The organism is Streptomyces sp. NPDC051105, from assembly GCF_040682795.1.
GTDB lineage: Bacteria > Actinomycetota > Actinomycetes > Streptomycetales > Streptomycetaceae > Streptomyces.
On the sequence record NZ_JBFBBR010000022.1, the window covers coordinates 126,020 to 137,695 of the forward strand.

Below are 11,676 nucleotides of genomic sequence, written 5' to 3' on the forward strand. Positions count from 1 at the left end.
TCCATGCGGTTGATGATCGACATCAAAAGAATCTATTTCCCAGATTGCGGGATGCGAGGCCAGATTAGTCGCACCGCAATCTGGAGGACATTCCCGTGAAACCCGCCGCCCTTTTCGCGTCCTTCGCCGGGCCCTTCGCCCTCGGCACCCTCTCCGGTCCCGGCCAGGCGCCGTTCCCTGGCCTCGTGATCCCCGACGGTCGCGTGCTGGACCTGCGCACGGCCCTTGCGGACCCCGCCCTGACGAGCCGGGAGATCCTCGACGACTGGGACGCGGTGCTCCCGCGACTGCACGCCTTGGCGGACGACGTGGACCGCGTCTGGCAGCCACTGGAAGGTCTGCGGGTGCATGCGCCGGTCGAGCCCCGGCAGATCTTCCAGTGCGGGGCCAACTACCGGCAGCACGTGATCGATCTGGAGGTCGCCCACCGCTCTCCCGACGACCCGCGCACGGTCGAGGAGGCGCGTGCGGAGATCGCCGCGGTGATGGACCGGCGGGCGGCCGAGGACCTGCCGTACGTGTTCATCGGGCTGCCGAGCACGGTCGCCGGGCCGTACGACGACGTGGTGCTTCCCGCTTGGGCCGAACAGCCTGACTGGGAGCTGGAGTTGGCGGCCGTCGTCGCCAGGCCCACATACCGGGTGCCGGTGGAGGAGGCTCTGTCGTATGTCGCCGGGTACACGATCGCCAACGACCTGACCGACCGGGCGACCGTGTTCCGCCGGGACATGAAGGCCATCGGGACGGACTGGCTGCGCTCCAAGAACGCGCCCGGGTTCACCCCGCTCGGGCCCTGGATCGTCCCGGCCGCGTCGATCGCCGACCCCGGTGACCTGCGGGTGACGCTGAAGCTGAACGGCGACACCATGCAGGACGAGTCGACGAAGGACATGCTCTTCGGGGTCGCCCGCCTGGTGTCGTACATCTCGCAGACGGCTCGACTGCTGCCCGGCGACCTGGTGTTGACCGGCAGCCCGGCCGGCAACGGCATGCACTGGGGGCGGCTGCTGCGCGACGGCGACGTGATGGAGGGGTCCGTCACCGGACTCGGTGTGCAGCGCACCCGCTGTGTCGCCGAGGACGCCTCGTGAACCGGCACGACCCCGAGGGCGCGATCGCCGAAGCCGCCAAGACGTACTCCAACTGGGGGCGTTGGGGCCCGGACGACGTGCTCGGCACCCTCAACTTCCTCGACGAGGCCAAGCGGCGCGAGGGGGCCGCGCTGGTCCGGCGGGGTGTCAGCTTCTCGCTGGCGCAGGCCTTCGACATGAACGGTCCGCAGAAGGGCTGGCGGCGGCGGACCAATCCCGTGCACACGATGCTGGACACCGGCACCGACGCGGCCCTCGGCAACCAGGGCTTCCCGCACGGTATCGGCGGCGCTGACGACGTGATCGCGATGCCGCTGCAGTGCTCGACGCAGTGGGACGGACTCGGGCACATCTTCGACCACGGCAGGGCGTGGAACGGCCGGGACGCCGCCAAGGTCGTCACCTCCGACGGCGACCTCGTCACCGGCATCGAGCACATGGCGCCGTATGTCGCGGGGCGCGGGGTGCTGCTGGACGTGGGCCAAGTGGTGGGAACGGGCGGTGAGTTGTCGGACGGGTTCGCCATCACCGAGGAGCAGCTGACCGCGACCGCCGAGGCGCACGGCGTAGTGGTGGGCCGCGGGGACATCGTCCTCGTCCGGACCGGACGGCTCGCCCGGGCCCGGCGCGAGGGCTGGGGCGAGTACGCGGGCGGACCGGCGCCGGGGCTGTCCTTCACCTCCGCCGGCTGGCTGCACCGCACCGAGATCGCCGCGATCGCCACCGACACCTGGGGCTTCGAGGTGCGGCCCAACGAGTTCGAGCACGCCTTCCAGCCGCTGCACCAGGTCGCCATCCCCAACATGGGTCTGCTCATAGGGGAGATGTGGGACCTCGACGCGCTCGCGGACGACTGCACGCGCGACGGCGTGTACGAGTTCTGGCTCACCGCCGCCCCCCTGCCCATCACCGGAGCCGTCGGTTCCCCCGTCAACCCGGTCGCCGTCAAGTGACCCGCTCAGCAAAGGAGTTGGCCATGCCAAGAGAGAGAAGCGTCCTGGTCGTCGGAGGGGGCACCTCCGGCAACACCATGGCCGTGCTGCTGCGCCGGGCCGGTATCGAGGTCGACCTCGTCGAGGTCGAACCGGACTGGAACGTGCGCGGCTCCGGCATCACCCTGCAGGGCAACGCCCTGCGCGTGCTGCGCGAGCTCGGCGTCTGGGACGACGTGAACGCGCACGGGTTCGGGTTCGACTCCCTCGGGCTGACCGCACCCGACGGAACCGTGCTGCACGTCAGCGAGGACATCCGCACCGGCGGCGACGACCTGCCGGCGACCCTGGGCATGCAACGCCCGGTGCTCCAGCGCATCCTCATCGACGCGGTACGGGCATCCGGCGCGAACGTCCGGCTCGGTACCACCGCCGAGATCCTCGCCCAGGACGACACCGGGGTCGGCGTCCGCTTCAGCGACGGCACCGAGGGCCGCTACGACCTCGTCGTGGCCGCCGACGGCCTGAACTCCGCGACCCGCGCCGCCATCGGCATCGACGCCACGCCGGAGCCGACCGGCATGGCCATCTGGCGTGTCCCGGCGCCCCGCCCGGCCGGCGTCGAGCGCAGCGACCTGGCCCACGGCGGGTCCTGCTACATCGCCGGCTACACGCCCACCAGCAAGGACACCCTCTACGCCTACCTGGTGGAGTCCAAGCGCGACCGCGCGACCATCCCGCCCGAGTCCTACGCGCGGGAGATGCGCCGGCTCGCCGAGGGCTACGGCGGCGCCTGGGAGGAGATCCGCGCCTCGATCACCGACCCGGCACAGGTGAACTACACCTGGTTCGACCGGATGCTGGTCGAGGGCTTCTGGCACCGCGGCCGGGTCGTCCTCGTCGGGGACGCGGCGCACTGCTGCCCACCCACGATGGCCCAGGGCGCGGCGATGTCCCTGGAGGACGCCTGGGTGCTCTCCCAGCTGCTCACCAGCGGCGCGGCATGGGACGACGAACTCCTCACGCGCTACTACGAGCGGCGCGTCGAACGGGTCCGGACGGTCCTCGAGGCGTCCGTGCAGATCGGGCAGTGGCAGCTGGACGGCGAACGCGGCGACGTGGCCGGCTTGATGGCCACCGCCATGACCGCGCTCAAGGAACTGCCGTGACGACGCCGACCATCGACGTGCACGCGCACGTCCTGCTCCCCGAGGTCGAGGCCCTCGTCGCCGGCCTGCCCGGACTTGCCGAGGCCAGGGCGCTGGACGCCCGGCGCAACGGCACCGCCGCCCTCGCCGTCAACGGCCCGATGATCCGCGAGCGGATTCCACGGCTGACCGATGTCACCGTGCGGCTGGCCGCGATGGACGCGCAGGGCGTGGACATCCAGCTGGTCAGCCCGTCCCCGTCGCACTACCACTACTGGACGGACGAGGACACGGCCGAGAAGCTGTACCGGCTCGCCAACGAGGCGAACTCCGCACACTGCGCCCAGGCGCCCGACCGGCTGCACGGGCTCGGGCTGATCCCGCTCCAGCACCCGGCCCAGGCCGTCGACGCGCTCGAACACGCCCTGGACCAGGGCCTGTCGGGCGTCGAGATCTCCAGCCACGCCCCGGGCCGGGAACTGTCCGATCCGGCGTACGAACCCTTCTGGTCCCGTGCCGAGGAGACCGGCGCGATCGTCTTCCTCCACCCCTTCGGCTGCACGCTCGACGAGCGCCTGGACCAGTGGTACCTCTCCAACACGGTCGGCCAGCCCACGGAGAACGCCGTCGCCCTCTCCCATCTGATCTTCTCCGGTGTCCTGGACCGGCACCCGGAGCTGAAGCTGGTCGCCGCGCACGGCGGCGGCTACCTGCCCACCCACATCGGCCGTTCCGACCACGCCTGGGCGGCCCGTTCCGACGCCGGCACGGGCTGCGCCCACCTGCCCAGCAGCTACCTCGGGCGGATCTACTTCGACTCGCTCGTGCACGACCCGCACGTGCTGCGGGAACTGGTCCGCGCCGTGGGCGCCGACCGCGTCCTGCTCGGGTCCGACTTCCCCTTCGACATGGGCACCGAGGACCCGGTCGCCGCCCTGCGCGCGGCCCGGCTGCCCGACCACGACTTCCACGCCGTACGAGGCGGCAATGCCGCCGCTCTCCTCCGGAAGGGCTGAGACCATGAGCGACCGCCTGCTCACCCACCTGCGGCACGTCGACCTCGCCGTGCCCGACTACGACAAGCAGCTCGACTTCTACTCCGGCGTCTGGGGCCTGACGAAGACCGCCGAGGACTCCGGCGTCTCCTTCCTGGCTGCCGAGGGCAGCCCCGAGCAGTACGTCGTCCGACTGCGCAAGGCCCAGGAGAAGCGCCTCGACCTGGTCTCCTACGGCGCTGCGAGCGCCTCCGACGTGGACACGCTCGCCGAACGGCTGCTCGCCGGGGGAGTGCGGCTGATCTCGCAGCCCGGCAAGCTCGACACCCCTGGCGGCGGCTACGGCATCCGCTTCTTCGACGTCGACGGCCGCACCATCGAGGTCTCCGCCGACGTCGACGTACGCCGGCATCGGAAGATCGAGGAGAAGGAGGCCATCCCGGTCAAGCTGTCGCACGTAGTCCTCAACTCCCCGGACCTGAACCGCACCCGGCAGTGGTACGAGACCCACCTCGGGTTCCGGCTCTCCGACACCCTCATGCACCCGAGAATGGGCGAGGCGATGCACTTCATGCGCATCAGCGACCAGCACCACTCCATGGCCATCGCCCAGGGCCCGCACACCGCACTGCACCACGTCTCCTTCGAGATGCGCGGCCTGGACGAGTACATGCGCGGCTCCGGCCGGGTCATCCGCGCCGGGTTCAAGAAGGTCTGGGGTCCCGGCCGGCACCTGGCCGGCGACAACACCTTCACCTACTTCCTGGACCCGCACGGCAACACCATCGAGTACACGACCGAGCTGGAGGTGCTGGACGAGGACACCTGGCACCCGCACGTCTACGACTTCTCCCAGCCCGAGGTCACCGACCAGTGGGGCACCGCCAACCCCATGAACGAGCTGATCGCCAAGGAGTCGTTCAACGACGTGGACCGCGGCTGCTTCGTCGCCCCACCGGTCTGATTCCCCCGAGTCCCGGGGACGCTGTGGCCCTGTCAACTGCCTCACTCCCACGCCGTGTCCCGGCCCCTTTCTTCAGTCGCCCGTCGGAGCCCGGAGCCGTACATGCGTTTCGCCAGTTACGAACATCACCAGCGCCGGAACGTCGCCGTCGTCGAGGAGGACGGCACCCTCCACCCGGTCCCCGGAGAGCGCTCGCTCACGGAGCTGATCGGCTCCGGCGACGGGCTCGACGCGCTGCTCGACGTGGGCGCGGCCACCCTCGACGTCCCACCGGGGCCGCACGTCTCCGAGGTACGGCTGCTCCCGCCGCTCCAGCCGCCCACCGTGCGCGACTTCGTGACCTTCGAGGAACACGTCGACGGCGTACGGCGCTCCGTGGACGGCGCCGGCGGAGTGCCCGAGGCCTGGTACGACGCCCCGACCTTCTACTTCACCAACCCGTACGCGGTCGTCGGCGCCCACGACGACGTGCCGGTGCCGCCCGGGTCACAGGTCCTCGACTTCGAGCTGGAGGTCGCCGCGGTCATCGGCAGGGAGGGCCGTGACCTCACCCCCGAGCGGGCCCGCGACCACATCATCGGCTACACGATCCTCAACGACTGGTCCGCGCGCGACCTGCAGTCCCGCGAGATGCAGGTCCGCCTCGGCCCGTGCAAGGGCAAGGACACGGCCGCCACCCTCGGACCGTACCTCGTCACCGCCGACGAACTGGAGAAGTACCGGGACCCGGACGGTTTCCTGCGCCTCGCGCTCACCGCCTCGGTGAACGGCGAGGTCGTCGGTACGGACCTGCTCTCCAATATGAGCTGGACCTTCGAGGAGATGGCCGCCTACGCCTCGCGCGGCACCCGGGTACGCCCCGGTGACGTGCTCGGCTCGGGCACCTGCGGCAACGGTGGCTGCCTGGCCGAGCTCTGGGGCGTACGCGGCACCCAGGACCCCGCGCCGCTGAAGCCCGGCGACACCGTCACCCTCACCGTCGAGGGCATCGGCACCGTCTCCAACACCGTGGTCGCCGGCGCCGAACCGGTGCCGCTGCCGACCGCGCGCCGCCGTACCCGGGAGCGGCCGTGACCGATCTCAGCCCCATGAGGCTCCTCGGCAAGGTCGTCGTCGTCACCGGCGCCGCGCGCGGCCAGGGCGCCGCCGAGGCCGAGGCACTGACCCGAGAGGGCGCCCGGGTCGTCGCCACCGACGTCGTCGAGGCCCCCGGCTGCCGTCGGCTCGACGTCACCAGCGACGAGGAGTGGGCCGAACTCGCCGCCGAGCTGAAGGAGTCGTACGGACGGATCCACGGCCTGGTCAACAACGCGGGCATCACCTGGCGGGCCCGCCTCGGCGAGGTGCGTCCCGAGGACTTCGACCGCGTCCACGCCGTCAACGTGACCGGCCCGCTCCTCGCCGTCCAGCACCTCGCGCCGCTCATGCCGGCCGGCTCGTCCATCGTGAACGTCGGCTCCACCGCCGCGCTCACCGGCCACTACCCGGTCGCCTACACCGCCAGCAAATGGGCTCTGCGGGGCCTGTCGAAGGCGGCGACGGCCGAACTCGGCCCGCGCGGCATCCGCGTGAACACCGTCCACCCCGGCTTCATCGAGACCGAGATGACCGCCTCCGCCGCACCCGCCTTCCGCGAGGCGAACATCCGTGAGACACCGCTCGGCCGCACCGGCACGGTGGACGAGATCACCCCGCTGGTGGTGTTCCTGCTCTCCGACGACGCCTCCTTCATCACCGGCGCCGAGATCCCGGTCGACGGCGGCCTCACCGCACACGGCGGGGTCAAGTCCATCTCGGACGCACTGCTCGGAGGCGGGTGATGAGGCGACTGGCAGGCAAGGTACCTGGTCGCGAGCCGCGGTTGCGTCCTCACGGTCGGCTCCCGCCACATCCCCCTGGGCCGCATGGGCCCCCGACGAGGTGGTCAACGCGGCCGTCTTCCTCGCCTCCGAGGAGGCCTCCTCCATCACCGGCGCCAACCTCGTCGTCGGCGCGGCGACCGGCACGGCAACCTCGTCTTCCGCCGTGCCGCCGCCGACTTCAACCCGTTGGCCCCGATGGCCGGGCGCGTGACGGTCGCGGAGGTCGAGGAGGTGGTGGAGCCGGGTGAGCTGGCCCCGGACGAGGTCCACCTGCCGGGCGTCTTCGTCCAACGGGTGGTCCGTCTGACAGCCGACCAGGCCACCGACAAGCACCTCGAACGTCTTGCGATCTCCGCGTTTTCGACACGAGGGACGGTACGACCATGAGCTGGACCCGTGAACAGATGGCCGCCCGGGCCGCCGCCGAACTCACCGACGGCTCCTACGTCAACCTCGGTATCGGCCTGCCCACCCTGATCCCGGACCATCTCCCGCCCGGCGTGCACGTCGTCCCGCACTCGGAGAACGGGATCCTGGGCACCGGCCCGTATCCCGCCGAGGACGAGGTCGACCCCGACCTCATCAACGCCGGGAAGGAGACCGTCACCGTCCTGCCCGGCGCCTCCCTCTTCGACTCGGCGCTCTCCTTCGGCATGATCCGCGGCGGCCACATCGACACCGCCGTGCTCGGCGCCATGCAGGTCTCGGCCGCCGGCGACCTGGCCAACTGGATGATCCCCGGCAAGATGGTCAAGGGCATGGGCGGCGCGATGGACCTCGTCCACGGCACCCGCCGGGTCATTGTGCTCGTGGAGCGCACCGCCAAGGACGGCAGTCCGAAGATCCTCAAGGAGTGCACGCTGCCGTTGACCGGTGAGCGGCGCGTGCATCGGTCGTCACGGACCTGGGCGTCCTCGATGTCACACCGCACGGCCTCGCCCTCGTCGAGACCGCACCGGGTGTGACCGTCGAGGACATCACCGCTCGCACCGACGCCCCGCTGCACATCGACGCGGCCATCGCCGCCCGCCGACACCTCGGGGACGCCGGGCGAAGTCAGGAGGGGATTCTCCAACGCGTCCTTCACCTGGCGCAGGACGGGCAGCAACAGGGCCGCCACCAGCAGGGAGGCGATACCGAGGAGACGTACGGCGGTGGCGAGGCCGCCGGTGCCGGACTCGGCAGCGGACAGCGCCACGGGGCAGTGGTACTGCCCGAGGCCCGGTCCCGTGCAGCTCCGGCGAGAGTCCGGCGAAGCCGGGGCAGTCCCTGGCCGACGTCGCGAGTGGCGGATTCGATCAGCCCGCCGGTGCAGAGGACCAGCGGGCTTTCGTCCGCGGGGGACCGGGTCGAGGAGGGCGTGGAGGCTGGTGGCGTAGAAGTCCTCGCCAAGATCGCCGACCCGGTCGTTGAGATGGCCGAGGAGCTCGTCGGGAGGCATGCCCAGGTCGGCGAGGGTGCGCACCGCGGTGCGCAGCCGGGTCGTCGTCACTGCTTTGCTCATGCCGTGTCCCATGACGACCCCGTGGCGCCCACGGCGATCCCGCTTTTGAGCAGGATTCCTGCCGTTTAGTCGTATAAATGCGGGAAACGCGGAATCAAACAGTGCACTGCGAAAAACGCCGACCCTGCAGACCGAGGCCGACAGGCCACAGCCAATCGAGAATCGAGAGGAGCCCGTGTGATGACGACTCCTGAGCCGGGCCGAACCCCGGGACTCGCGACAGGCGGCAGGGTGTCACCTGGTGAAACTCCACCCGCCGAGGGGAGCATTTCCGGCATCTCGCATCCGGAGCCGCCTGAGCCGCGCAAGGGATGGGCGGCCGTACCGCTCGTTCTGATCATGGGCGTGGTGCTGCTGGTGGCGATCGGCCTCATCGCTATGGCGGTGGCCCTGATCGGATAGCGTCACCGGCCCGGCCGCGACCACTCCGAGTGAAGATCGCCGACGAGAAAGGCCACTGTGGCCGGGCATCCCCAGGCGCGACCGGCAGGCCCAACGGCACGCGGGGCCTGCCGCAAATTACCGGCAGGGAAATGAGGCCACCGGACGCGCAGCCTGGGGCCTTGGGACATACGGAACGCGGCGAGCCCGGGGCGTAACCCCGACGGCATAGCCCGAACGTGATGCGTTCGTGCGGCATACGGCGCGGCATCCGCCGATGACGATCGCCACCCCGTCAGCATGGTCCGACAGCCCCCGGTCGTGTGGATGGAGGTCTTCCTTGGCGCGCTGGCGGAGTACGGGCCTGTTGGCGGCCATCTGTGCTGTGTGCCTGACCGGCTGCAACACGCTCGGCGAACGGGAAGCGTCCGCGTCCCGTGCCGCCCTGCGCTTCGAGGAGAGCGTCCAGCAGAAGGACGGGGCACGCGCTTGCGCGGCGCTGGCACCCGAGACCAGGCAGGAAGTCGAACAGTCCGCGAAGAAGCCCTGCGCCCAAGCACTGTTCGAAGAACAACTGCCACAGGCGGTGTCAGTGCACGGGGCGGACGTCTACGGGCAGCAGGCACGGGTGGTCCTCAACGGCGACACCCTGTTCTTGTCAGCCTTCCCGGTCGGTTGGAAGATCACCGCGGCAGGCTGCGTGCCGCGCCCCCACCGGCCGTACCAGTGCCAGATCAAAGGGGGATGACCGGAGGATGCGCACCCTTTTCACCCTGCTGCTGCTCGCCGTCGGCGCCGGTCTCAGCTACTTCACCGCCATCGGGCTGATGCAGCGATGAGCCGCCTGACACGGTTCCTGAAGGACAACAGCCTGACCCTGGCCTTCGGTACCGGCTTCCTGTTCACCCTCGTCGGCCAGGCCGTGTCAGGCCACGCCGATGTCAACGATCAGCTGATCACCGACGGGCTCCATCCCATCGGCTTCCTGTACTACCTCACGACCTCGGACTTCGCCGTGGACGTCACCGAGAACTGGCAGTCGGAATACCTGCAGTTCTCCCTCTACATCTTCGGCACCGTCTGGCTGCTCCAACGCGGCTCGCCCGAGTCGAAGGAGTTGCACAAGGCCGGGGTGGAAAGCGACCGTGAGCAGAAGGTCGGCGACCACGCCGACCCCTCCTCACCCCGCTGGGCTGCCGACAAGGGATGGCGGCAGAAGCTGTACTCACGCTCCCTGGGCATCGTCATGGGCGCCATTTTCCTGTGGTCGTGGCTGGCCCAGTCCATCACCGGTACGGCCGCCTACAACGAGGAACACCTGCGTCAGCTCCAGGCGCCCGTCTCCTGGCCGCAGTACCTCGGCTCCGCCGACTTCTGGAACCGCACCCTGCAGAACTGGCAGTCCGAACTCCTGGCCGTCGCCTCGATGGCCATCCTCTCGGTCTACCTGCGCCAGCGCGGATCCCCCGAGTCCAAGCCCGTGGGCGCAGCACACACCTCGACCGGAGTCGAGGGCTGAAGTCCACCAGCGCGGGCGGCGTCCGCGATGACGGCCGCGTCGCGGGCGTCGGTCTTGGCCTCACTGGGGTAGAGGTCGGCGATCCGGCGCATGGCGAGTCCGGGCAGGTAGGCGACCTTGCAGCCGGCGTCGCGGGCGACGGTCAGCGGCAGGGCGCCAATGGAGGCGGGCTGGTCCACGACCACCAGGACGGTGCCGAACTTCGCTGTGAGCTTGGTTCGAAGACGGCCCGCAGCTGGGGTTCGCCGTTGGGCAGGGCCTTGTCGAAGACCTTCTTCCCGGCCGGGGTGAGTCCGTGGCCGTGGTGGTTGCTCTTGCCGACGTCCAGGCCGAGGAAGACGCCCGTCTCGTCGATGTCGATCACCGTGCCCCCACATGCGTCGATGCTGTGCCGGCTTCGGTGGTGGGCCGTTCGCGCGCATCCACGTTGTGCAGACCTGCTGCCCACGAGCTGCCCGGCATTGCGCCGGGCCGGGCAGTGGCCGGACCTCTGATCAGCGTCTCCGACGGCACCCCTCGGACCCGGTGACACCACCCCCCAGGTCATCCGATCGACAGGGGGCAACAGTCATGCCGGGCCCGGAGGCAAGCGGCCCTCTTGCAGGACCGCGAAGAAGATAACGGGGCAGTTCGCGCGCGCAGAACGCGACGGCCGCGACGTCGAGTTCCGCCTGCGGGCGGGCCGGGCGCTGGCCGCCATCAGCATGTGGTCGCCCGGCCGGGGCACCAGGGCGGCCGCGGCCGCCGTCACGGCGGGAAGGCGGGTCAAGGTGCCCTCGATCTCGCCCGGTTCCACCCGGTTGCCGCGGATCTGCACCTGGTAGTCGGACTGCCCCACGAAGCGAGATCGCCCTTCGTGCCCAGGCGGGCCAGGTGGCCCGTGCGGAGCACTTCTGCCCGTGCCGCGGCTCGACCGGGTCGGGCACCAGCACCGCGGCCATGGCCTCGGGGTCGTTCCAGTAGCCGGTGAACAGCGCCGGGCTGCGCAGGTAGATCTCCCCGACCCGGCCCGCCTCGGTGACCACCTCGCCCGGGGAGTCGACGAGGGTCATCTCGGCGCAGGCGTGGGCGTGACCGATCGACAGGTGTTCCTGTCCGGCCGGCAGCGGGCCTCGTCGGCTGACCCGCCCCCTGCGCACCGCGCGGTCGCGGGTCTTGCCTCCGCCTGAGGACACGGCGGACGGCGGCCCGGCGTGTTTTGGACTGCGTGGGCCGGGCGGGCCCTCGGCTGCGGCGAGAGGCTGTGCGGATGCCGGGGGACCGGACGTTTACCGGGCGGA

Annotated in this window: 11 protein-coding genes and 4 pseudogenes; 12 read left to right on the plus strand and 3 right to left on the minus strand. The window is 70.5% G+C overall.

Annotated elements, in window-relative coordinates; genetic code table 11:
• Positions 1–95: 95 nt before the first annotated feature.
• From AB0N16_RS37715 to AB0N16_RS37755, 9 genes and pseudogenes are all read left to right on the plus strand, one after another.
• Positions 96–1,091 carry a fumarylacetoacetate hydrolase family protein gene (locus AB0N16_RS37715; RefSeq protein WP_365804861.1) on the plus strand — a complete coding sequence of 332 codons (996 nt, stop codon included), beginning with the start codon at positions 96–98 and terminating at the stop codon, positions 1,089–1,091.
• Positions 1,088–2,044 (plus strand): cyclase family protein, encoded by a 957-nt coding sequence (locus tag AB0N16_RS37720; protein ID WP_365804863.1) that lies wholly within the window; start codon positions 1,088–1,090, stop codon positions 2,042–2,044. The genes AB0N16_RS37715 and AB0N16_RS37720 overlap by 4 nt, the downstream gene beginning before the upstream one ends.
• 23 nt (positions 2,045–2,067) lie before the next feature.
• Positions 2,068–3,192: an FAD-dependent oxidoreductase gene (locus AB0N16_RS37725; RefSeq protein WP_365804865.1), complete on the plus strand. Its 1,125-nt coding sequence runs from the start codon at positions 2,068–2,070 to the stop codon at positions 3,190–3,192.
• On the plus strand, positions 3,189–4,187 hold the full coding sequence (locus AB0N16_RS37730) for an amidohydrolase family protein (protein WP_365804867.1): 999 nt from the start codon (positions 3,189–3,191) through the stop codon (positions 4,185–4,187). The genes AB0N16_RS37725 and AB0N16_RS37730 overlap by 4 nt, the downstream gene beginning before the upstream one ends.
• A gap of 4 nt (positions 4,188–4,191) precedes the next feature.
• Positions 4,192–5,130, plus strand: coding sequence for a VOC family protein (locus tag AB0N16_RS37735; RefSeq protein ID WP_365804868.1), 939 nt, complete (start codon positions 4,192–4,194; stop codon positions 5,128–5,130).
• 102 nt (positions 5,131–5,232) lie between these two features.
• Complete coding sequence (locus tag AB0N16_RS37740; RefSeq protein WP_365804870.1) at positions 5,233–6,204, plus strand: fumarylacetoacetate hydrolase family protein; 972 nt, start codon at positions 5,233–5,235, stop codon at positions 6,202–6,204.
• A 14-nt stretch (positions 6,205–6,218) separates the two neighbouring features.
• On the plus strand, positions 6,219–6,950 hold the full coding sequence (locus AB0N16_RS37745) for an SDR family oxidoreductase (protein ID WP_365804896.1): 732 nt from the start codon (positions 6,219–6,221) through the stop codon (positions 6,948–6,950).
• 171 nt (positions 6,951–7,121) lie between these two features.
• Positions 7,122–7,379, plus strand: a pseudogene (locus AB0N16_RS37750) (CoA-transferase); the annotation flags it as partial.
• Positions 7,376–8,001: pseudogene (locus AB0N16_RS37755) on the plus strand (CoA transferase subunit B); the annotation flags it as partial. The pseudogenes AB0N16_RS37750 and AB0N16_RS37755, both read left to right, overlap by 4 nt.
• 254 nt (positions 8,002–8,255) lie before the next feature.
• Here AB0N16_RS37755 and AB0N16_RS37760 read toward each other — a convergent pair.
• Positions 8,256–8,517: pseudogene (locus AB0N16_RS37760) on the minus strand (SpoIIE family protein phosphatase); the annotation flags it as partial.
• A 159-nt stretch (positions 8,518–8,676) separates the two neighbouring features.
• Here AB0N16_RS37760 and AB0N16_RS37765 point away from each other — a divergent pair.
• The 3 genes from AB0N16_RS37765 to AB0N16_RS37775 all read left to right on the plus strand — a co-directional run bounded on the left by AB0N16_RS37765 (position 8,677) and on the right by AB0N16_RS37775 (position 10,396).
• On the plus strand, positions 8,677–8,898 hold the full coding sequence (locus tag AB0N16_RS37765) for a DUF6480 family protein (RefSeq protein WP_365804872.1): 222 nt from the start codon (positions 8,677–8,679) through the stop codon (positions 8,896–8,898).
• A gap of 319 nt (positions 8,899–9,217) precedes the next feature.
• Entirely contained in the window at positions 9,218–9,625 is a 408-nt protein-coding gene (locus AB0N16_RS37770; RefSeq protein WP_365804874.1) for a hypothetical protein, read from the plus strand.
• 87 nt (positions 9,626–9,712) lie between these two features.
• Positions 9,713–10,396, plus strand: a complete 684-nt coding sequence (locus AB0N16_RS37775) for a DUF6766 family protein (protein ID WP_365804876.1) — start codon at positions 9,713–9,715, stop codon at positions 10,394–10,396.
• 11 nt (positions 10,397–10,407) lie between these two features.
• Here the strand turns inward: AB0N16_RS37775 and AB0N16_RS37780 are convergent.
• Positions 10,408–10,760 (minus strand): annotated as a pseudogene (locus AB0N16_RS37780) (IS110 family transposase); the annotation flags it as partial.
• 204 nt (positions 10,761–10,964) lie between these two features.
• On the minus strand, positions 10,965–11,234 hold the full coding sequence (locus AB0N16_RS37785; protein ID WP_365804878.1) for a hypothetical protein: 270 nt from the start codon (positions 11,232–11,234) through the stop codon (positions 10,965–10,967).
• Positions 11,235–11,676: the final 442 nt, after the last annotated feature.